The 20903-nt window shown below is 67.0% G+C and carries 24 protein-coding genes; 2 read left to right on the top strand and 22 right to left on the bottom strand.

Annotated features, from left to right (window positions below; genetic code table 11):
* Positions 1 to 88 precede the first annotated feature (88 nt).
* A complete protein-coding gene (locus RT282_RS03090; protein WP_312307105.1) occupies positions 89 to 865 on the bottom strand; it encodes a type III pantothenate kinase in 777 nt (258 codons plus the stop codon).
* A gap of 161 nt (positions 866 to 1026) precedes the next feature.
* On the opposite strand from RT282_RS03090, the gene lysM reads away from it, so the two are divergent.
* Positions 1027 to 1536 (top strand): peptidoglycan-binding protein LysM, encoded by a 510-nt coding sequence (gene lysM / locus RT282_RS03085; RefSeq protein WP_312307104.1) that lies wholly within the window; start codon positions 1027 to 1029, stop codon positions 1534 to 1536.
* A gap of 72 nt (positions 1537 to 1608) precedes the next feature.
* Here lysM and RT282_RS03080 read toward each other — a convergent pair whose 3' ends face one another.
* The 12 genes from RT282_RS03080 to RT282_RS03025 all read right to left on the bottom strand — a co-directional run bounded on the left by RT282_RS03080 (position 1609) and on the right by RT282_RS03025 (position 14622).
* The gene (locus RT282_RS03080; RefSeq protein WP_313311700.1) at positions 1609 to 2049 is read right to left on the bottom strand and encodes a rhodanese-like domain-containing protein; all 441 of its coding nucleotides are present in this window, start codon (positions 2047 to 2049) and stop codon (positions 1609 to 1611) included.
* Positions 2050 to 2082: 33 nt separating this feature from the next.
* On the bottom strand, positions 2083 to 2973 hold the full coding sequence (locus RT282_RS03075; RefSeq protein ID WP_313311699.1) for a SprT family zinc-dependent metalloprotease: 891 nt from the start codon (positions 2971 to 2973) through the stop codon (positions 2083 to 2085).
* On the bottom strand, positions 2970 to 3716 hold the full coding sequence (locus RT282_RS03070; RefSeq protein ID WP_313080291.1) for a lysophospholipid acyltransferase family protein: 747 nt from the start codon (positions 3714 to 3716) through the stop codon (positions 2970 to 2972). Before RT282_RS03070 ends, RT282_RS03075 begins: the two co-directional genes overlap by 4 nt.
* 68 nt (positions 3717 to 3784) lie before the next feature.
* A complete protein-coding gene (locus RT282_RS03065; protein ID WP_313311697.1) occupies positions 3785 to 4390 on the bottom strand; it encodes an HAD-IIIA family hydrolase in 606 nt (201 codons plus the stop codon).
* A 9-nt stretch (positions 4391 to 4399) separates the two neighbouring features.
* A complete protein-coding gene (locus RT282_RS03060; protein ID WP_313311695.1) occupies positions 4400 to 5044 on the bottom strand; it encodes a hypothetical protein in 645 nt (214 codons plus the stop codon).
* Entirely contained in the window at positions 5041 to 7227 is a 2187-nt protein-coding gene (gene glyS / locus RT282_RS03055; RefSeq protein ID WP_313311693.1) for a glycine--tRNA ligase subunit beta, read from the bottom strand. The genes RT282_RS03060 and glyS overlap by 4 nt, the downstream gene beginning before the upstream one ends.
* Before the next feature lie 90 nt (positions 7228 to 7317).
* Entirely contained in the window at positions 7318 to 8271 is a 954-nt protein-coding gene (gene glyQ / locus RT282_RS03050; RefSeq protein ID WP_312307072.1) for a glycine--tRNA ligase subunit alpha, read from the bottom strand.
* Positions 8272 to 8383: 112 nt separating this feature from the next.
* The gene (locus RT282_RS03045) at positions 8384 to 9361 is read right to left on the bottom strand and encodes a hypothetical protein (RefSeq protein WP_313311691.1); all 978 of its coding nucleotides are present in this window, start codon (positions 9359 to 9361) and stop codon (positions 8384 to 8386) included.
* Between the two features lie 141 nt (positions 9362 to 9502).
* The gene (gene lpdA / locus RT282_RS03040) at positions 9503 to 10915 is read right to left on the bottom strand and encodes a dihydrolipoyl dehydrogenase (RefSeq protein ID WP_313311690.1); all 1413 of its coding nucleotides are present in this window, start codon (positions 10913 to 10915) and stop codon (positions 9503 to 9505) included.
* A 14-nt stretch (positions 10916 to 10929) separates the two neighbouring features.
* On the bottom strand, positions 10930 to 12249 hold the full coding sequence (locus tag RT282_RS03035) for a dihydrolipoamide acetyltransferase family protein (RefSeq protein ID WP_313311688.1): 1320 nt from the start codon (positions 12247 to 12249) through the stop codon (positions 10930 to 10932).
* A gap of 1 nt (position 12250) precedes the next feature.
* On the bottom strand, positions 12251 to 13261 hold the full coding sequence (locus RT282_RS03030) for an alpha-ketoacid dehydrogenase subunit beta (protein WP_313312602.1): 1011 nt from the start codon (positions 13259 to 13261) through the stop codon (positions 12251 to 12253).
* Positions 13262 to 13383: 122 nt separating this feature from the next.
* On the bottom strand, positions 13384 to 14622 hold the full coding sequence (locus RT282_RS03025; protein ID WP_313311687.1) for a 3-methyl-2-oxobutanoate dehydrogenase (2-methylpropanoyl-transferring) subunit alpha: 1239 nt from the start codon (positions 14620 to 14622) through the stop codon (positions 13384 to 13386).
* A 1019-nt stretch (positions 14623 to 15641) separates the two neighbouring features.
* Between RT282_RS03025 and RT282_RS03020 the strand changes: the two genes are divergently transcribed.
* Entirely contained in the window at positions 15642 to 16004 is a 363-nt protein-coding gene (locus tag RT282_RS03020; protein WP_313312601.1) for a hypothetical protein, read from the top strand.
* A 124-nt stretch (positions 16005 to 16128) separates the two neighbouring features.
* Here the strand turns inward: RT282_RS03020 and RT282_RS03015 are convergent, their stop codons facing one another.
* From RT282_RS03015 to RT282_RS02975, 9 genes are all read right to left on the bottom strand, one after another.
* Positions 16129 to 16740 carry a glutathione peroxidase gene (locus tag RT282_RS03015; protein ID WP_313311686.1) on the bottom strand — a complete coding sequence of 204 codons (612 nt, stop codon included), beginning with the start codon at positions 16738 to 16740 and terminating at the stop codon, positions 16129 to 16131.
* A 173-nt stretch (positions 16741 to 16913) separates the two neighbouring features.
* Positions 16914 to 17348: a hypothetical protein gene (locus tag RT282_RS03010; RefSeq protein ID WP_313311684.1), complete on the bottom strand. Its 435-nt coding sequence runs from the start codon at positions 17346 to 17348 to the stop codon at positions 16914 to 16916.
* A 17-nt stretch (positions 17349 to 17365) separates the two neighbouring features.
* Entirely contained in the window at positions 17366 to 17611 is a 246-nt protein-coding gene (locus RT282_RS03005) for a DUF1010 domain-containing protein (RefSeq protein ID WP_313311683.1), read from the bottom strand.
* Between the two features lie 86 nt (positions 17612 to 17697).
* Positions 17698 to 18135 carry a hypothetical protein gene (locus RT282_RS03000; RefSeq protein WP_313311682.1) on the bottom strand — a complete coding sequence of 146 codons (438 nt, stop codon included), beginning with the start codon at positions 18133 to 18135 and terminating at the stop codon, positions 17698 to 17700.
* A 90-nt stretch (positions 18136 to 18225) separates the two neighbouring features.
* Positions 18226 to 18792: a hypothetical protein gene (locus tag RT282_RS02995; protein ID WP_313311680.1), complete on the bottom strand. Its 567-nt coding sequence runs from the start codon at positions 18790 to 18792 to the stop codon at positions 18226 to 18228.
* The gene (locus tag RT282_RS02990; protein ID WP_409519458.1) at positions 18777 to 19025 is read right to left on the bottom strand and encodes a DUF1010 domain-containing protein; all 249 of its coding nucleotides are present in this window, start codon (positions 19023 to 19025) and stop codon (positions 18777 to 18779) included. Before RT282_RS02990 ends, RT282_RS02995 begins: the two co-directional genes overlap by 16 nt.
* Positions 19026 to 19068: 43 nt before the next feature.
* Positions 19069 to 19317, bottom strand: a complete 249-nt coding sequence (locus RT282_RS02985) for a DUF1010 domain-containing protein (RefSeq protein ID WP_313311676.1) — start codon at positions 19315 to 19317, stop codon at positions 19069 to 19071.
* A gap of 111 nt (positions 19318 to 19428) precedes the next feature.
* Positions 19429 to 20175, bottom strand: a complete 747-nt coding sequence (gspS2, locus tag RT282_RS02980) for a type II secretion system pilot lipoprotein GspS-beta (protein WP_313311674.1) — start codon at positions 20173 to 20175, stop codon at positions 19429 to 19431.
* 121 nt (positions 20176 to 20296) lie between these two features.
* Positions 20297 to 20884 (bottom strand): hypothetical protein, encoded by a 588-nt coding sequence (locus RT282_RS02975; RefSeq protein WP_313311673.1) that lies wholly within the window; start codon positions 20882 to 20884, stop codon positions 20297 to 20299.
* Between the last annotated feature and the right edge of the window lie 19 nt (positions 20885 to 20903).

Genomic DNA, 20903 nt, shown 5'->3' with positions numbered 1-20903 from the left:
TCCTTGTCCTGCAGGGGTGCAGCCCGGCTTTGGCCGGGCGAAAACACCGGATTGTCTCAGCCGCGACGCCTGCGCACGTGACCGTGCGTTACGCGGCCGCCGGCGCGAAGCGGCGTGCGGCGACCTCCAGCAGGCCGTCGAAGATCAGGTTTTCCACCAGCTCGAAGGGCCGCGTCATGCTGGGCGCCATCTTCCAGCCGGCGCCGCCGGTCATGATGCACGCCGGCTCCTGGCCGCAGTGGGCCAGCAGGTGCTGGTACATGCGCTCCACGGCGCCGGCGATGGCGTAGGTGCCGCCGCTGGTCAGCGCGTCGCTGGTATTGGACGGGAAGGGCCGCACCTCGCCCGTGGGCACGTGCAGGCCGGCGGTGCCGCTCTCCAGCGCGCGCAGCATGATGCCGTGGCCGGGCAGGATCAGCCCGCCCAGAAAGCGCCCGGAGGCGTCCAGCGCCTCCACCGTCACCGCCGTGCCCACCATCACCACGATCAGCGGGCGCGCCGGGCCCTGGGTCAGCATGCGGTGGCGCGCGCCGATCATGGCCACCCAGCGGTCGGCGCCCAGGCGCGTGGGGTGGTCGTAGCCGTTGACCACGCCGGCCTCCTCGGCCGAAGACACGACCCAGTGCGCGGGCACGTCCCACAGCTCCATCTGCTCGGCCACGCGGCGCTTGACGGCGTCGCCCGCCACCACGCAGCCCAGCATGTGCGCGGGCGCGGGCAGTTGCGCCCACGGGCCTTCGCCCAGGCGCTCGATATGGTCCAGGAACTCCACGCCGTGGGCGTGCACCGCTGCGCCGGGCCGGGCGGAGTCGAACAGCGCCCACTTCAGGCGGGTGTTGCCCACGTCGATGGCGAGAAATGTCATGGGAGCGGATTATCGCCACGGCGCGCCGCCCCGCGCCCGGCGGCACCGGTTTGTCAACGATGGTGAGGCGGGTGCCCGTCCGACACGCCGGGGGCGGCCGCACGGCTTACAGTGGCCGGCACCCATTCCAATTGTTTCTCGCAACCACAAGGAGTTTTGCCATGGGCCTGTTCAGTTTCGTCAAGGAAGCCGGAGAAAAGCTGTTTGGAGGCAAGGATGCACACGCGGCCACGCCTCCAGCAGCCGCTGCCGCGCCCGCACAGCCTTCGCAGGAAGACCTCAACGCCAAGGCCGGCAAGGCCATCGAGGGCTATATCGCCGCGCAGAACCTGGGCGTGAGCGACGTCAAGGTGCAGTTCGACGGCAGCCAGGGCAAGGTCACGGTGCATGGCACCGCGCCCACCCAGGCCGTCAAGGAAAAGGTGACGCTGTGCTGCGGCAACGTGGCCAGCGTGACCAGCGTGGACAACCAGATGGCCGTCACCAACCCCGAGCCCGAGGCCCAGTACCACGACGTGGTGCGCGGCGACACGCTCAGCGCCATCGCCAAGAAGTTCTATGGCGACGCCAACAAGTATCCGGTGATCTTCGAGGCCAACAAGCCCATGCTGACCCACCCGGACAAGATCTACCCGGGCCAGAAGCTGCGCATCCCGCCGCTGGCCAAATAAGCCCTCGGCTTCAGACCAAAACGGCTACCAGCGCTTGCCAGACAAGCGCTGGCAGCTATTTTCTTGGAAGCGTCAGCCCTGCTTCCAGGGCAGGCCGCGCAGGCGCCAGCCGCCCTTGCAGCCCCGCTGGCCGTGTTCGTCGGCGTCGCCCTCGAAGCCTTCCAGGATGCTGTAGGCGCGCAGGCCCAGCTCCGTGGCGCGGCGCGCCGCGGCGATGGAGCGCACGCCGCTGCGGCACAGCAGCAGCACCTGGCCGCCGGGCGGCACGGCGGCGCGCAGTTGGTCGTCGAAGCGCTCGTTCAGGGCCATGCCCGGCCACTGCTTCCAGGCCACGGGCACGGCGCCGGGCACGGCGCCCACCCATTCGCGCTCGGCGTCGGTGCGCACGTCCACCAGCACCGCCTTGCCGGACTGCGCCCATTGCCAGGCCAGGTGCGGACTGATGTCGCCGGCGTAGCCCTGGGCGGGCACGGGTTGCTCGGGCAGCGGGGGCAGTGCGCGGGTATCGGTCATGGCGGGCATTGTGGCGCACCGACCGCCCCCGGACTACTGCCAGGGCGGCGTGGGCTCGTCGCGCAGACGCTGGCGCAGGGCGGCGTAGTCGGGCACCACGGTGGCCACGGTGTCCCAAAAGCGCGGGCTGTGGTCCATGACGCGCAGGTGCGCCAGCTCGTGCGCCACCACGTAGTCGATGACGGCAGGCGAGAAGTGCATCAGCCGCCAGTTCAGCCGGATCGAGCCATCGGCGCGCGCGCTGCCCCAGCGCGACTGGGCGCTGGACAGGGCCAGCCGCGTCCAGCGCACCTGCAGCAGCGGGGCGAAGTGCTCCAGCCGCCCCGTGAAGTGGGCGCGCGCCTGGCGCATCAGCCAGGCCTGCACGGCGTCGCGCACCTGCTCAGGATTAGCGCTGCGCGCCAGCGGCACGTGCAGCGTGGCGGGCGCGCCGCCCTCCTGCGGTGCGGGCACCAGCTGGGCGCCGCGGCGGGCGCCGTCCAGCACCACGGCCAGGGGCGCGCCCAGGTAGGGCAGCCGCGCGCCGTCGCCCCAGGCGATGCGGGCGCCCTCCAGGCGGCGCTGGTAGTCGCGCTGCTCGGCCAGCTTGCGCACGATCCAGCCGGCCTTGGCCTGCAGGGCCGATTCGATGGCGCCGATGCTGGCGCTGTTGGGGGCGCGCACCGACAGCCCGTCGCCGTCCACGCGAAAGCCGATGCTGCGCCTGCGGGCGCGCTGCAGCAGATAGTCCACCGCCACGCCCTGCAGGGCAGTGCGCCGGTTGGCCTGCGGGTGGCGCAGTGCGGCGTCAGTCTGCGGCGCTTCAGGTTTAATAGCTGTCGGCGCTTGAATGGCGGGCGTTTCACCCGGTTTTGGCTGCAAATCGACGGCGTCCCACAGGTCCAGCGCCAGCTGCACCAGGCGGCCGCGCACGGGGCCGTTCATGGCTGGGCGGGGTAGGCCTCGGGGTCCAGGCGGCGCATTTCGCCCTCGATCCAGGCCTGCACCTCGGCCATCAGCTCCTCGGGCTTGCGGCCCTCGGTGGGGATGGGCCGGCCGACGGACACGTGCACCACGCCGGGCCGCTTGACGAAGGCCTTGGCCGGCCACACGCGCGCCGAGGTCACGGCCACCGGCACCACCGGCACGCCGGCGCTGATGGCCAAGCGGGCGCCGCCGCTCTTGTACTCGCCCTGCTGGCCGCGCGGGATGCGCGTGCCCTCGGGGAACATGATGACCCAAGTGCCCTGCGAAAGCAGCCGCCGGCCCTGTTGCAGCACGCGGGCGAAGGCGCGCGTGGGCTGGCCGCGGTCGATATGGATCATGTCCAGGCTGCCGATGGACCAGCCGAAGAAGGGCACGGACAGCAGCTCCTTCTTGAACACGTAGGCCAGCGGGCGCGGCATGAGCGAGGGCATGAGAAAGGTCTCGTACGTGGACTGGTGCTTGACCAGCAGCACGGCGCCGCCCGCGCCCAGGGCCTGCAGCCCCTCCATGCCCTGCACCTGGGTGCGTATGCCCAGCAGCCAGCGCGCCGCGTCGATGCATAGCGTGAGCCAGGCGCGCGCCACGCGGTAGGCCGGGCCGCTGCGCCCGGAGATGAGCCTGGCCAGCAGCACGCCCAGGGTGTAGGGAACGACGGTGACGACCATCACCAGCAGGTGCAAGACGGAGCGAATGAATGCCATGGATGTCGGCTGCTTTCAGATGTTTTAGGCCTCCAGCCCTTGTGGGGCAAGCGCTGGCAGCTATTGTTTCAAGAGCAGGAGGAAGCGGAAGATGGAAAGGAGGGAGCCGCCGGCGCGCTGCCGCCCTGCCCGACCAGCAGATCCACCACGTCCTGCAGGCTGGCATGGGCCCGGGTGACGGCAGGCCAGCCGGGGGGCAGCGGCGCGTGCGGCTGCAGGTGGGCCGAGCGCCCAGTGCACACCAGGTGCAGCTGCGCCCCCAGGTCCTGCGCCGCCTGCAGGTGCGCCAGGCAGCTGCCGATGACGGCGATCTCCCCGCCCTCCAGCGCGCAGCGCTCGCGGATCTGCAGCATCAGCCCGGGCGCGGGCTTGCGGCAGGCGCAGTCCTCGCCCTCGGCGTGCGGGCAGTAGAAGACCGCGTCGATGCGACCGCCCAGGGCGCCCAGCTCGCGGTGCATGCGCGCGTGGATGGCCACCAGCGTCTGCGTGTCGAATACCCCGCCGCCCAGCCCCGGCTGGTTGGTGGCCACCACCACGCGCCAGCCGGCCTGGTTCAGCCGGGCCACGGCCTCCAGCGCCCCCGGCACGGGTTGCCATTCGGCGGGAGAGGCGATGAGGCCGCCGGCCCCCAGGGCGTTGAGGGTGCCGTCACGGTCCAGGATGGCGAGCTTCATGGCGCTGGATTATTCCCTGCCCGCGCCGCTGGCCGGCACCTGCGGTTTTGCCGCCAGCTGCCAGCCGGTGGCGTAGCGCCCCCACCAGCGCCCGCGCGACCACTGCAGCGCCAGGGCCTGGCCGGGTGCCAGGCGGGCAGCGCCCGGGTCGTCCGCCATCAGCTGCTGCGGGCCGGCTTCGCCGGGCAGCTGCAGCACCAGCAGCGTGCCGCCCGGCCCGCGCGCGCTGGGTGCCACGGCGCGGCTGCCCAGCACGCTGGCGGCCAGCGGCTGGGCCTGCGGCGCCAGGCCGCGCAGGTTCATGAAGTGCAGCACCTGGGCCGCGCAGGCCGCCAGCGCCGCGGCGATCCACAGCGCCGCCAGCAGGCCGCCCAGCGCCCGCGCGCCCCAACGGCGGCGCACGACGCGCAGGATGAGCAGCGCCACGGCAAGCGCCAGCAGCGCAAGGCCGGCGGTGGGCAGCCAGGCCCACGGGTCCTGCGCGCCGGCGAAGGGCGACAGCGGCCAGGCGGGGGTCGGTTCGGCCCGGTCCTGCAGCCAGCCCAGCACCCAGCGCAGTCCCACCACGGCCGCCAGCGGCGCGAAGGCCAGCCAGGCGGCCCGGGATGCACGGGCTGCTGCAGCGGTGTCGGGGCGCGCGGCCGGCGGCGTCACACGGCCAGACGGGACAGATCGGCCACGCGGTTCATGGCCTGGTGCAGACGCTTGAGCAGGCCCTGGCGGTTCAGGCGCACGGCCAGGTCATCGGTGTTGACCATGACGTCGTCGAAGAAGGCGTCCACCGGCGCGCGCAGCACGGCCAGGGTCTGCAGGCTGGCGGTGTAATCACCGCGGTCGAACTGGGCGTCGGCCTCGGGCACGAAGCGCTGCAGCGCGGCGTACAGGTCTTGTTCGGCCTGCTCCTGCAGCAGCTCCTCGTTGACGTGCGGGTCCACGGCGCCTTCGGCCTCGGCCTTTTTCAGGATGTTGGCGACGCGCTTGTTGGCCGCCGCCAGGGCCGGGGCCTCGGCCAGCGTGGCGAAGGCGCGCACGGCCTCAAGTGCCTTAGGCATGTCTTTCCAGGAAAGGTCTGAATTAATAACTGCAGTCACCTCCTGAATGCTGGCCCCAGTCTCACGTAGATACCCGCTGAGGCGATCATTGAAGAAAGCGTACAGAGCGACCAGGTAGTTGTCTCCGTCACCGTCAAGCAACTTCTCATCAAACGCGCGCACTGCAGAACTAACCAGAGCCCTAATATCCAAGGGCTGCTGCTTCTCGATCAGCATGCGGATCACGCCCAGCGCATGGCGGCGCAGCGCGAACGGGTCGCGGTCGCCGGTGGGCAGGTTGCCGATGCCGAACATGCCGACCAGCGTTTCCAGCTTGTCGGCCAGGGCCACGACCAGGCCGACGTTCTCGCGCGGCAGCTCGTCGCCGGCAAAGCGCGGCTTGTAGTGGTCCTCGATGGCGTGAGCCACTTCATCCGGCAGGCCGTCGCCCACGGCGTAGTAGCTGCCCATCACGCCCTGCAGCTCGGGGAACTCGCCCACCATGTCGGTGACCAGATCCGCCTTGGCCAGCAGCGCGGCGTTGTCCACGCAGGTCAGCAGGTACTCGCGCGCCAGCTCGCCGCTGTCGGAGTCGAGCTGCTCGGCGTGCTGGCCGGCCAGGGCATCGAACAGCTGCGCGGCAATGGCCTTGGCGATGTGCCGCACGCGCTCCACGCGCTCGCCCTGCGTGCCCAGCTTGTTGTGGTAGACCACCTTGGCCAGCTGCTCCACACGGCTGGCCAGGGGCTTCTTGCGGTCCTGGTCGAAGAAGAATTTCGCGTCCGCCAGGCGCGGGCGCACCACACGCTCGTTGCCCTGGATGACGGCGGTGGGATCCTGAGGGCTGATGTTGCTCACCACGAGGAAACGGTGCGTGAGGCGCCCTTGCCCGTCCAGCAGCGGGAAGTACTTCTGGTTGGCCTTCATGGTCAGGATCAGGCATTCCTGCGGCACGGCCAGGAATTCTTCCTCGAAGGCGCAGACCAGCACGTTGGGGCGCTCGACCAGGGCCGTCACTTCATCGAGCAGTGCGTCGTCTTCGATGGGCCGCACGCCGCCGCCCACCTGGGCCGCGGCGGCAGCCAGCTGGCGCGCGATCTCGGCGCGACGCTCGGCGAAGCTGGCGATCACGGCGCCTTCTTCGCGCAATTGCTGCGCGTAGCTGTCGGCGTCACGCAGGGCGATGGACTCGGCCTGCGCCTCGAAGCGGTGGCCATGCGTCTCACGCCCTGCGGTCAGGCCCAGCGCCTGCACGCCGGTCACCACCTCGCTGCCATGCAGCGCGACCAGGCCGTGCGCCGGGCGCACGAAGTGCACGCTGCTCCAGCCATCCTGCAGCTGGTAGCGCATGACCTTGGGGATGGGCAGCTTGGCAATGGCTTCGTCCAGCGCCTTTTGCAGCCCCTCGGCCAGGGTGGCGCCGCGCGCCATGCTCTCGTGGAACAGCACCTCGGCCTTGCCGTCGTTCACGCGCTTCAGGCCCCCGAGCGCCGCCGCATCCAGGCCCAGCGCGGCCAGCTTCTTCAAGAGCGCTGGCGTGGCCTGGCCCTGCGCGTCCAGGCCCACGGCCACGGGCATGAGCTTTTGCGACACGGCCTTGTCCGGCGCGGCGGCCAGCACCTGGGTGACGTGGGCCGCCAGGCGCCGGGGCGAGGCATAGGCCGTGACGCGCGAACCCGCGCCGGCCAGGCCCTGGGCCGCCAGCTGCTCGTGCAGCACGCCGGCGAAGGCGTCGCCCAGCTTTTGCAGCGCCTTCGGGGGCAGCTCTTCCACGAACAGTTCAACAAGCAGGTTGGGTGCGGTCATGACGAAAAATTGGATAGCTGCTCGCGCTTGCCTGGCAAGGGCTGGAGGCTGTTTTTGTGAGAAAAATACGGAGGCGGCTGCGGGCGCGCGTCAGGCGGCCTTCTTCTGCTGCTGCTCGGCCTGGCGGGCCAGCTCGGCCAGCACCTCGTCGGCGTGCGCACGCGGGGCCATCGGAAAGCCCAGGCGGGCGCGGCTGTCCAGGTAGCTCTTGGCCACGGCGCGGGCCAGGTTGCGGATGCGGCCGATGTAGGCGGCACGCTCGGTCACGCTGATCGCGCCGCGCGCGTCCAGCAGGTTGAAGGTGTGGGCGGCCTTGAGCACCTGCTCGTAGGCCGGCAGGGCCAGCTGTTCGGCCACCAGGTGTTGGGCCTGTTTTTCATGTGCGCCGAAGGCGGTGAACAGGAAATCGGCGTCGGAATGCTCGAAGTTGTAGGTGGACTGCTCCACCTCGTTCTGGTGGTAGACGTCGCCGTAGCTCAGCTTCGTGCCATCGGGCGCCTCGGTCCAGGTCAGGTTGTAGACGTTGTCCACCCCCTGCAGGTACATGGCCAGACGCTCCAGGCCGTAGGTGATCTCGCCCGTGGCGGGCTTGCAGTCGATGCCGCCGACCTGCTGGAAATAGGTGAACTGCGTGACCTCCATGCCGTTCAGCCACACCTCCCAGCCCAGGCCCCAGGCGCCCAGCGTGGGGTTCTCCCAGTCGTCCTCGACGAAGCGGATGTCGTTCTTCTTCAGGTCGAACCCGAGGGCCTGCAGGCTGCCCAGGTACAGCTCCAGGATGTTGGCCGGCGCGGGCTTGAGCACCACCTGGTACTGGTAGTAGTGCTGCAGGCGGTTGGGGTTGTCACCGTAGCGCCCGTCCTTGGGGCGGCGGCTGGGCTGCACGTAGGCGGCGCGCCAGGGCTCGGGGCCGATGGCGCGCAGGAAGGTGGCGGTGTGCGAGGTGCCGGCTCCCACTTCCATGTCGTAGGGCTGCAGGAGCGCGCAGCCCTGTTCGGCCCAGTAGGACTGCAGTTTCAGGATGATCTGTTGGAAGGTCAGCATGGCGGGGAAAGCGGGGCGGGCAAAAGAAAAGGCGCACGGCGGGGCGTGCGCGAAGGACGGATTTTAGGCGCTGCCTCCTGTCCCGCCCGCCGCAGGGCTGGTGTCCGCCTGCTCAGCCGTGCACGCCGTCGATCTCCACCGCCAGTTCGCTGCGGCAGACAGCCGCATGCAGCACGATGAAGGGCACACCGGCCAGCCGCTCGCGCAGCATGCGCTCCACCGTGGGCAGGTCGGCCGCGTCGCGCACGTAGACCTTCAGGCGCGTGCCGGCACCGAGCGTGGCGGGCAGCGCGGGCTGGCGCGCACGCGCGGCCTGCAGGAGTGCATCGAAGTTGCACAGGGTCTCGTCGATCTGCGCGGACAGCGACCCGGCGTGTTGCGAGGCGTGCCCGACCACCGCGGCCGTGCCCGAGAGCAGCAGCGGAGTGCGATCGGCCGTCGGCGGCAGCATGGCACGCGCGAAGCTGGGCGACTGCGGGCCGTACTGGCGCGGGTAGCGGTAGGCGCTGACCTGGCGCGGGTTTTCCAAGGGCGTTCCCGGCACCTGCGCGGCCAGCCAGTAGACCTGCAGCACGCGCGTGCCGTCGCACCGGCCGATGGCGGTGGCGGCGGGCAGTGTGGCGACGTCCACCGGCCCCAGGCCCTGGGCGCGGCCCACGCAGAACTCGCGGTAGCGCTCGCCGTCGCCTTCGCCGTGGGTGATGGCGTCCAGGTAGTTCCAGATGCGGATCAGGTGGGGAAAGCCGCGCGCGCGCACGAAGCGGGTCAGCTCAGCGTACGCCGTGCGCGCGGCCGCCGTGATGCCGCCGGCGCTCGCCTCGTCGACCTCGATCGCGCCGAACAGCCAGGCGCCGTCCGACGACCATTGCACCGCACCCTCGCGCCCGCAGGTGACCGGGGCGGCGGCGCGCCAGGTTTCGAGCGCCGGCGCGCCCCAAGGCGCGAGCGGCACGCGCAGGTAGCGTGGGTCGTTTGAGCTGGGTGCGTCGGGGCCGAAGCCGAAGACGGCCAGGAGGTCAGGCGCGGGCAGCAGCGCGGCAAGGTCGTCGCGCATGTAGTGCACGTGCAGCGGGGAAGGCGCGAGGCTCATGCGTGCGGAAAATTCTGAGTCAGGAAACGCCGGGATTGTGCCGCCGGCGGCGCAGGTGCGATGGCAAAGAGGCGACGCCCCGCCCCTGAAAAAGCAAACGCGCCGACCGCAGCCGGCGCGCCGCTCCTCGTGCGCTGCACGTCAGATGTGCAAGGCGTGGCCCAGGGCCCGCAGCGCGGCCTCCTGCACCGCCTCGCCCAGCGTCGGGTGGGCGTGGATGGTGTGGGCCACGTCCTCCAGCCGCGCGCCCATCTCGATGGACTGGCCGAAGGCGGCGGCCAGCTCGGCCACGCCCTGGCCGACGGCCTGCCAGCCCAGGATCAGGTGGTTGTCCTTGCGCGCGACCACGCGCACGAAGCCGCCCGTGGCCTCCAGCGTCATGGCGCGGCCGTTGGCGGCGAACGGGAAGGCCGCGTCGATGCACTCCATGCCGGCAGCGCGGGCCTCGGCCGGGGTCTTGCCGACGACCACGACCTCGGGGTCGGTGAAGCACACGGCGGGAATCGCCATCGGCTCGAAGCGGCGGTTGTGGCCCGCGATCTGCTCGGCCACGCATTCGCCCTGGGCCATGGCGCGGTGCGCCAGCATGGGCTCGCCGGTCACGTCGCCGATGGCCCACACGCCGCGCATGGAGGTGCGGCAATGCGCGTCGATGGCGACGTGGCGCCCGGCCATGTCCAGCTGCAGCGACTCCAGCCCGAAGCCCGTGGTGCGCGGTCGGCGGCCGACGGCCACCAGCACGCGGTCGGCCGGCAGGGCGAACTCGTCGGCGCGGGCGTTGCGCACGTGCACGCCCTGGCCCTCGTCCCAGCCCTGCACGCTGCAGCCCAGGTGCAGCACCACGCCGCTCTTCTTGAGCGATTCGAGCACCGGCTGCGTCAGCTCCTCGTCGTAGCTGGGCAGCACCCGCTGCGCGGCCTCGACCACGGTCACCTCCACGCCCAGCTTGCGATAGGCGATGCCCAGCTCCAGCCCGATATAGCCGGCGCCCACCACCACCAGGCGGCGCGGCAGCACGTCGGGCGACAGGGCGTCGGTGGATGACCAGATGGCGCCGCCGAACGGCATGCTGGGCAGCGCCACGGGCTCCGAGCCGGTGGCCAGCAGCAGATGCTCGCAGCGCACCCGCACGGCCTCGGCGCCCTCGCCCACCTGCACGGTGACGGTCTTGCCGTCCTCGATCTGCGCCCAGCCCTTGAGCACCTGCACGCCCGCCTTGCGCAGCAGGCCGCCGACGCCGCCCGTCAGGCGCTGGACGATGCCGTCCTTCCAGCGCACGGTCTGCGCCAGGTCCAGCGTCGGCTCGCCGGCGCTTACTCCCAGCGCCGAGCCGGCCGCGTTGTGCCGCGCCTGCTCAAACACCTCGGCGGCGTGGATCAGCGCCTTGGACGGGATGCAGCCGATGGTCAGGCACGTGCCGCCCAGGCGTTCGCCCTCGACCAGCACCGTGGGAATGCCGAGCTGCCCGGCGCGGATGGCGGCCACATAACCGCCAGGGCCGCCGCCGATGACCAGCAGCTTCGTGGTGATGTCTTTCGTCGTCGTTGTCGTCATGTTTTGGCCACTCCTCATTCGACGAACAGCAGCGCCGGGGTTTCCAGCAGCGCGCGCATGGCCTGGATGAAGCGCGCCGCGTCCATGCCGTCGACCACGCGGTGGTCGAAGGACGAGGACAGGTTCATGAGCTGGCGCGCCACCACCTGGCCGTCGCTGCCGAACATCGGCCGCTGCACCATGCGGTTCACGCCGACGATGGCCACCTCCGGGTGGTTGATGACCGGCGTGCTGGCGATGCCGCCCAGCGCCCCCAGGCTGGTCAGCGTGATGGTCGAGCCCGACAGCTCCTCGCGCGCCGCCTTGCCGGTGCGCGCTCCCTCGGCCACGCGGGTGATGGCCGCGGCGCAGCTCCACAGGTCCAGGCTTTCGGCGTGGCGCAGCACCGGCACCATCAGGCCGGCGTCGGTCTGCGTGGCCACGCCCAGGTGCACCGCCTCGTAGCGTGTGACGGTGCCGGCCTCGTCGTCGTAGCGGGCGTTAATCTGCGGAAAGTCGCGCAGCGCCAGCACCATGGCGCGCGCCAGGAAGGGCAGCAGCGTGAGCTTGCCGCGCGTGGCGCCGTGCAACTGGTTCAGCCGCTGGCGGAGCTGCTCCAGCTCGGTCACGTCGATCTCCTCGACGTAAGAAAAATGCGGGATGCGGCGCTTGGCCTCCTGCATCTTCTGCGCGATCTTGCGGCGCAGGCCGATGACGGGGATTTGCTCCTCGCCGTGGCGCTGCACGTACTGCGAGCCGCCCTGCCCCGCCGGCTGGCCTGCGCCGGCCATGTAGACGTCCAAGTCCTCGTGGCGGATCTGCCCGGCCGGGCCGCTGCCGTGCACGAAACGCAGGTCGATGCCGCGGTCCTGCGCCAGTCGGCGCACGGCCGGCGAGGCCAGCGGGCGCTCGCCCGGGCTGCGCGCCACGGCCGCGGCGCGTGGCGCGGCAGAGCGGGCCGGAGCAGGGGTCGGCACAGGGGACGGGGTGGGCGACGGCGCCGGTGCGGCCGGTGCAGGCACCGCCGCGGCCGGCGGTTTTGCTACCGATTCAATAGCTGCTTGCGCTTGACCGGCGGGCGCTGGAGCCTGATTTTCCTTGAAGTTCCCTTCGCCCTCGACCTCCAGCCGCACGAGTTCGGCGCCCACGGCCAGCACCTGGCCCACAGCGCCGCCCAGGGCCAGCACCTTGCCGTGCACGTGCGCGGGGATCTCCACCGTGGCCTTGTCCGTCATCACGTCGGCGATCGGCTGGTCCTCGGCCACCGTGTCGCCGGGCTGCACGTGCCAGGCCACCAGTTCCACCTCGGCAATGCCCTCGCCGATGTCGGGCATGCGGATCACGTAAATACCCATGTCATGCCTCCTTGCCGACAGCGCGCTTCAAGGCCGCGCCCACGCGGGCGGGGCCGGGGAAGTAGTCCCATTCCTGGGCGTGCGGATAGGGCGTGTCCCAGCCCGTCACGCGCTCGATGGGCGCCTCCAGGTGCCAGAAGCAGTGCTCCTGCACCAGCGCCGCCAGCTCGGCGCCGAAGCCGCTGGTGCGCGTGGCCTCGTGCACCACGACGCAGCGGCCGGTCTTCTTGACCGAATTGACGATCGTCTCCAGGTCCAGCGGCCAGATGGAGCGCAGGTCGATGACCTCCGCGTCCACGCCGGCCTCGCGCGCGGCGCATTCGGCCACCCAGACCATGGTGCCGTAGGTCAGCACGGTGACCTCCTTGCCGGAGCGGAAGACCGCGGCGCTGTCCAGCGGCACGCGGTAGTAGCCCTCGGGCACCCGCCCCAGCTCATGCTTGGACCAGGGCACCACCGGCCGGTCGTGGTGGCCGTCGAACGGGCCGTTGTACAGGCGCTTGGGCTCCAGGAAGATGACCGGGTCCTCGCACTCGATGGAGGCGATCAGCAGGCCCTTGGCGTCATACGGGTTGCTGGGCATGACCGTGCGCAGGCCGCAGACGTGGGTGAAGAACGCCTCCGGGCTCTGGCTGTGCGTCTGCCCGCCGTAGATGCCGCCGCCGCAGGGCATGCGGATGGTCATGGGCGCGGTGAAGTCGCCGTTGGAGCGGTGGCGCATGCGCGCCGCCTCGGACACGATCTGGTCCGTGGCCGGGTAGAAGTAGTCGGCGAACTGGATCTCGACCACGGGCTTGAGGCCATAGGCCGCCATGCCGATGGCCGTGCCGACGATGCCGCCCTCGGAGATGGGCGCGTCGAAGCAGCGGGTCTTGCCGTACTTGGCCTGCAGCCCTTCGGTGACGCGGAACACGCCGCCGAAGTAGCCCACGTCCTGGCCGTAGACGATGACGTTGTCGTCGCGCTCCATCATCACGTCCATGGCCGAACGCAGGGCCTGGATCATGGTCATGGGCACGCTGCCGGCGCCCGGCGCCTGCGCCTCGGCACGGCGCTCGTCGCGCTTTTGCTCCTGCGCGGTCACGGGTTCGGCCTGCTGAATGGCCTTTGCGGTGTCTTCTGTCGTGGCCATCGTCACACTCCCATCTGCTGGCGCTGCCGGCGCAGGTGCTCCGGCATGTCCTTGTACACACCCTCGAAGATGGTGGCGGCGCTGGCGGCGCGGCCCTCCAGCAGGGTGCCGTGGCGCTCGGCCTCCTTCTCTGCGGCCAGCACCTCGGCCTCGAGCTCTTTCTGTGCGGCGGCGTGCTGCTCATCGCTCCATTCGCCGATGGCGATCAGGTGCTGTTTCAGGCGCGCGATCGGGTCGCCCAGCGGAAAGCGCTGCCAGTCATCCTGCGGCCGGTACTTGCTCGGGTCGTCGGAGGTGGAGTGCGGGCCGGCGCGGTAGGTCTCCCACTCGATCAGCGTCGGGCCGTTGTTGGTGCGGGCGCGCTCGGCCGCCCAGCGCGAGGCGGCGTACACCGCCAGGAAGTCGTTGCCATCGACGCGCAGCGAGGCCACGCCCACGCCCACGCCGCGCTGGGCAAACGTCGTGCCCTCGCCACCGGCGATCGACTGGAAGGTGGAGATGGCCCACTGGTTGTTGACCACGTTGATGATGACCGGCGCGCGGTACACGTGGGCGAAGGTCAGCGCGGTGTGGAAGTCGGCCTCGGCCGTGGCGCCGTCGCCGATCCAGGCGGAGGCGATCTTCGTGTCGCCCTTGATGGCGCTGGCCATGGCCCAGCCCACGGCCTGGATGACCTGCGTGGCCAGGTTGCCCGAGATGGAGAAAAAACCCGCGCGCTTGTACGAGTACATGACGGGCAGCTGCCGGCCCTTGAGCGGATCGCCCTCGTTGCTCATCAGCTGGCAGATCAGCTCGGACATCGGAATGTCGTCGCGCGACAGCAGCAGGCCCTGCTGGCGATAGGTGGGAAAGCACATGTCGCCCTCGGCCAGTGCCTGCGCGTGCGCCACGGCGATGGCCTCCTCGCCCAGGCACTGCATGTAGAACGACAGTTTTTTCTTGCGCTGCGCCATCAGCATGCGCGCGTCGAAGATGCGCGTCTTCATCATGGCGCGCAGGCCGCGGCGCAGCCGCTCGGGGTGGATGCTTGGGGCCCAGGGGCCTACGGCGCGGCCCCCGTCGTCCAGCACCCGCACCAGGCTGGTCGCCAGGTCGGCCGTGTCGGCGGCGGGGGTATCGGTGGGGGGCCTGCGCACCTCGCCGGCAGGCGAGACGGAGAGGTAGGAAAAGTCGGTGCTGCAACCCGGCCGCCCGGTGGGCTCGGGCACATGCAGCCGCAACGGGGCTGTGTGCGTGGTCATCCGCGGTCTCCTGGCGCGCGATTGTGTCGCGCGGTCGTTTCGGGACAAGGACTGGAAGGCGCCAGATCGTGGCGCTCCGGTCCCATGAGCGCTGTGGCGCTGCAGCGATTCTAGAAGGTTGGATGCGCCAGGCGGTTCGCAGCAGCGCCCCTGCGCGCGCAGCCCCGTGCGGCTGCGCGCGCTCGCCCTTGTTTCGCCGGTTGCCGATGCATCTCCCCCAACAGACGCTCTTTAGTCATAACCATCACTTCGACCGCTCGGTTGAATTTATCTATCAGAAAACCCCAAATAGTGAAAAGTAAACAGGGAAAACACCAAGACGCTGTCCGGGTTTTTCTCAGATCAGGGCTGGTTATCGCTGCGTCCCCCTACATTTCGCGGCGCCCTTTGAAACAGATTGATACCCATCTGCACGCCACACGAAGCCGGCACTAGTGGCTGCCAGGCCAGCCGCTTGCTGAACGCACGTCATTGGCGACAACGCTGCCTTGCGGATGGGAGAGCCGAACAACCGGCAAAGGAAACGATTTTTGAAGCACATCCCTCACGTCGCCACCCTGGACCTGACCTCCAGCATCGGCACCTACGCGCTGGCCCAACTGGGCGTAACCGGCGCAGCCGCGCATGGCGCCTGGGAACACATGCCGCTAGGCGGTGTGCAAGGCGGGCCTGAGATCAGCTGGTACCGGCCCGCGCGGGGCCACGGCCTGCAACTGCCTGCCGCGGTGGATGGCTTGGCCGTGCTGGTCGGCCCCGGCGGCTTTTCCACGCTGCCCTCCGTGCTGGCCCACCCCACCGTTCAGTGCGCGCCCGCCGTGTGGTTCTTGCTGCTGCCCAACGCGGTGATGGAGGACATCGAAATCTCCCGCTTCGTCTCCACGCCGGGGCGCGCCCATAGGCAGACCTACCGCCTGCCCAACAGCGACCCGCAGACCCTGTGGTTCGTGCTCATGGAGCAGTTGGGCAAGCTGACAACGATCCGCCATTACCTCATCAACGACAACCGAGACGCAACGAGCATGAGCACCAATCTGAAGTCTTCCATGGACACCGTCATGACCATCGACGGCGCCGTCGCTGCCGCGCTGGTGGACTACCGCAGCGGCATGTGCCTGGCCCAGGCCGGCGGCGGCATGAACCTGGAGCTGGCAGCCGCCGGCAACACCCAGGTGGTGCGCGCCAAGCTCAAGACCATGGAGACGCTGGGCATCAAGAGGGGCATGGAAGACATCCTGATCACCCTGGGCGACCAGTACCACCTGATCCGCATGGTGCCGAATGCGGATGGCCTGTTTCTATACCTGGTGCTGGACCGCAACAAGGGCAACCTGGCCCTGGCGCGCTACAAGCTGACCGATATCGAGCGCTCGCTGAAGGTGTGACCGTTGGGCGGCGGCCGCGGCGCTTGCCAGGCCGGTCCGCACTGATCGGGCGGCACGCGGGCCTTGCCTCGGAACGGCGGGCGTTGGTACGCGTGTGCCCCCCGTTTGGCGCATGTCAGGCGCCTCAGCGCTGCGCCAACAGCGCCTCCAGCTGCTGCACGAAGGCCTTGTCGTTGGGCTCGACCTTGCTGCCGTAGTGCGTGACCATGCGGCCCGAGCGGTCGATCAGGTACTTGTTGAAGTTCCAGCTCGGCTTTTTGCCCGTGGCCTGCGCCAGTTGCTGGTACAGGGGGTTGGCGTCAGACCCACGCACCGCGCTGCGCGCGAACATCGGGAAGACCACCCCATAAGTGTTGTAGCAAAAGTCCGCGATGTCCTTGTTGTCGCTCTTTTCCTGGAAGAAGTCGTTGGACGGAAAGCCCAGCACCACCAGGCCGCGGTCCTTGTACTTCTTGTAGAGCGCCTCCAGCCCCTCGTACTGGTAGGTGAAGCCGCAGTAGCTGGCCGTGTTGACCACCAGCAGCACCTTGCCGGCGTATTGGCACAGGGACTGCGGGCTCTCGTCCTGCAGGCGCGGAAAGGTGTGCTGCAGCAGCGCCGGGCAGTGGGACGGGGCAGGCTGCGTCGCCTGGGCCGCCAGAGCGGGGCCGGCCGCAGGCTGGGACGCCGGGGCCTGGGCCAGGGCCGGCAGGGTCGAGACGGCGGCGCACCACAGCGCCAGGGCACGGACGGACATGGACGGGGGCTCCTGCGGAAGATGGAAGGGGGAAGGTGGAACGCGCCGATTGTGATCCTGCCTGCGTGTTGGCGCCGGGCCTGCAGGCAGCCCCCCATCCACCCAGGCGGGTCGAGGGCGCTGGGGTCAGCCGGTGTAAGGCGCCACCATGCCGATAGGACCCAATGCTGGTGTCAAGCCGCTCCGCGAAGCGGTGTCGTCTTGGGCGAATTGTTGGACCCCGGCCGCGTGTTCCACACGGCCGGAGCCCATGCGAAGAAGAGCAGCGAAGCCAGGTACACGCTGCCGGAAACCGGATCACGAGACGCGACATACGCGGCAGGCGAACGAGCACCAAGCGCGTAGGCGACAGCTAGCTCAGCCGTGACCAGAAAAACAAACGCCAGCAGGCCGGCACCGAGCCGGCTGGAACGTGAGAGCTCGGAGTTCCGATGCGCCAGACGCCGAGACGCCCAGACAATGACCGCGCGCATCACGGGCGTTTCCATGAGCTCGGCCGCTCGCACGCCAAAGGCCGGGACCAGGAAAGGAATCCGGATAAACGCCAGCGCGAAACCAGTGCCGAACACCAGCAAGAAATAGATGAGCCCCGCTTTGAGGATGCGCATGGGCCTACTTTCGGAGCCTAACGCCCAAGGTAAGCCGCCCGCCGTAGGCGGGTCGGCTTGAACGCCGGGTTAGACCCGAAGGCCAAAAGGGAGCGCCCGGACTTGGACAAGGGCGCAGCCCATGAAAAAGCGCTGGGCCACGAAAGCGGCGCAGCGCTGCAAGAATGATAGCTGGTGGCGCTTGCTGCAAAAGCGCTGGAGGCCAAAAAGGCTTGAAAACCCCTTGGACAAGGCAGAGCGTTAGAACAAGTGGCTGCGCGCATGAAGCGGGTGATGGGACTAACGTTTGAATTCAGCGGCTGCCGTAGGCGGTCCGCTGGAATGACGGGTTGGGCATCGCTGCTCGCAACTAAGCACTGCGTTTCTGGCCCAAGAGGAACACTGTTTCGCAGAGATGCCGCGCGAAATAAACGGTATCCGAGCTGAGCACTTTAGATGCCGTGGGTTCGTACCAATATCGTCCCAAGACGAAGGCACCGTCATGCTTTGTCAGTTCAGCGACGAAATCCACTGCGGTATCAACTTCGCTGAAGCAAACCAGCAACTCATCTTGCAGTGTGGCGGGCAGCTTCTGGAACATAGCGGTCCCGCTATGGCCACGCTCGGTTCTGGCATGACCCGTTGCATGGCGGGTAGCGAGGAATGACTTAATGAATATCTCGATGGCCAAGCCGGCCACAACGGCGGCAGGTTGGACGCGGTTGTAGTCCAGCAGGATTTCGGCAGATTCGACGTAGTCCCGGCCCTGCAACCAAACTCGGACATTGGGAATTTGCTGAATCGTCATGGTGATGCCCAACGTTTGACATGAGAGGCGGCGCCCGGCTTGCCGGGCGACGTCCTCTCGATGGAAGGGTTGGGCGTCAGTGGCAATCGACTATTCAAACGAGCGAGCCCGCAGAAGTTCTTTTTCAGAAAGGTCAAAAGAACACAGCCAGGTCTTACTCCCTGTGTAGCCTCCATAACTGTTCTTCGCATTGACGCTCACGGTGTACGCAATGCTTGGGAACCAACCTCTGATGCTTTCGTAGTCTGGTGCAGGACCCGACGCGCGACTTACTTCTCCCACTCTCGCCGACTCGGGATCCTTGAGCATTGCCAGGATCCTTGCAACGCAGCGCTTCTTGTTTGCGTCGACGACTTCCGGAGGCGGCGGCAACGTTGGAGGCAAGGCGTCGATCTGCTTTTGTACTTTCGCGCGTGCCTCTGAGACCTCGGTGGCAGCATTGGGGGCCGTCTTGCTTCGACAAGCATCCGAGAGCGTGTTCTTGTAGTCAGAGCAATCGATACCCACGGCAGGTTTGACTTCAATCTTCTTGGCGTCGGCGGCGCATGGTGTTTGGCTGAATGTGCTTCCGCACTTATAGATGGTTTGCGTGAATGCAGGTGCGTGAAAGAGCAAGCCGACAAACAACAGATTCCAAGGCTTCACGATTTCCTCCATGGTTCTTCTGATGCCCAACGGCCAAGGTAAGCCGCCCGCCGTAGGCGGGTCGGCTTGAACGCCGGGTTAGACCCGAAGGCCAAAAGGGAGCGCCCGGACTTGGACAAGGGCGCAGCCCACGAAAAAGCGCTGGGCCACGAGAGCGGCGCAGCGCTGCAAAAATGATAGCTGGTAGCGCTTGCCGCACAAGCCCTGGAGCCCAAAAAGGCTTGAAAACCTTTTGAACAGGACATAACGCTGGAATAAGTGGCTGCGCGCATGAATCGGTTGATGGGACTAACGAACAAGATAAGCCGCCCGCAGTATGCGGGTCGGCTTGAGCGCCGGGTTAGACCCAAAGCGCAAAAACGAAAGTGACCGCACAGGCCACGAACTACGAAAAGCAGAGCTGCTAGCGCTTGCTGCACAAGGGCTAGAGGCCAAAAAGGCTTGAAACTGGCGCAACCCACGCAGGCGAAGCCCGAGCGAACGCCAAACACCCAGCGGATAAACGCTTGCGAGGGTAAATTGCGTTTGAATATTCATGGGCTGAAATGAGCAAGAATAAAAAGCAGGCTAACGCCCTGAATTCAGCCGACGCCGTAGGCGGTCGGCTGCGATGAAATGTTAGAAGATAAGTCTACTTGGTATATTAATTTAGCAACGATAATTCTTAATGGAAGCTCTGGTTATTTGCTTTCCATCATTGCTGAAATAAATATATACATACTCAACGCCTGCATCAATGAGATTTTTGGTGGCTTTGCTTTGGCAGGCGGAGTGACTCAAATTTTCAAGAGCAATTTTATTTAGTTCTTGTGGATTGACATCTTTGTAATTCGTGCGATACAGTAGGTAGTTGAATGTTATGGTTTTTTGAAGTGCGATAACGCTTGTTAATTTGGTGTATTCATCGAGTTGTATTGGTGTTTGTGCGTTAATCTCTTTCGCCATGTTCTTTAATGTGGCAATTAGATAGACACCTTGCTCTTGTTTGGATTCAAAATTTCCGTTCTTATCAAGAGAAAGTGCAGAGCTTGAATAGAAAAACATCAAGCTCATCAAAAATGCGAGTGTAAATTTTTTCATGATATTTTGAGAGGATTGTTGTCTGATTTTTCGGAATCTAACACCTGAGTTAAGCCGCGCCGCGAAGCGGCGTCGGCTTGGACGAATTGTTAGGCCACCGCCCGCAACTACTTGGATGGAATGCAGGTGCCATGGGTGATCTGCGACTTGATCATTTGCAGCGAGTCCGACTCCATTTTGGCTGCAACGGCTCGGTTGTATACGGCAGCCCACTGTGCCCGCATCTGGCCTTCGGCAGACAGGCAGGAATCGAGCGATTGGAAAACGAGGTCCGTCTTGAGGGGCGTGTTCATCACCATTACGACGAGTAGCCATTTCATCTGCTGTTCTCCGAAGCCAGATACTGCCTGTTAAGGCGCCTAACGCCCGCGTTAACAGGCGGCTGCAAGCGAAGCTGGTAGACGTCCTGTTGAACTACCAGTTAGGCCGCACGACACTAGGAAGCTTGGGCTTCGACGCATAGTTTCTCTAGTTCCGTTTTGAGTGATTCGATGGCAATTGCCGCTCGCCCTTGATGCTGCTCGTCGTGCCACAGAATTGCCGACGTGGTGCAAATGTAGTGCTCTACAAAGTTTACGGCCTTAGCGGCGCTCTCCAAAATGAGAAGTATTTCTATGGACCATGACTTGACGTTGAAGTGAGCGAACCCATCGCGAAGATCATCCAATGATTGAAGCGATTTGGTATGGCCGCCATCTTGAAGAGGTTCAACGCTACCTCGAAGGTTCTCTTTAACAAGAGTTTTCTCGATCAGGCGCATGAAGTTATCCATGTGCGGTGCAACTGGGGCGGTGCCGTTTGCGTGCGCTTCAAGCATGCGTTGCATTACGCCGGGTTTCTGCACCAAGAAGCCATTGCCGTCTTCGAGCACAAGAGAAGCGGCACTTTGAGCTACTGAGTGGATAGAGGTAATGAACCACTTCCAGTAGCGCTCATCGTTATAGCTCTTTGCAAGGAATTCACACGCCAACTCTAGAGTGGCGACGAGATCCTCTGCTGTGTCTGTATGAAAATATTCGTTCATGAGGTCTAACGAGGTGAGC

The sequence above is a fragment of the Pulveribacter sp. genome, from assembly GCF_032079985.1.
In the GTDB taxonomy this organism is placed as follows: Bacteria; Pseudomonadota; Gammaproteobacteria; order Burkholderiales; family Burkholderiaceae_C; genus Melaminivora.
Note: the sequence above shows the minus strand (reverse complement) of the source record. Positions and strands in the feature narration are given on the sequence as shown.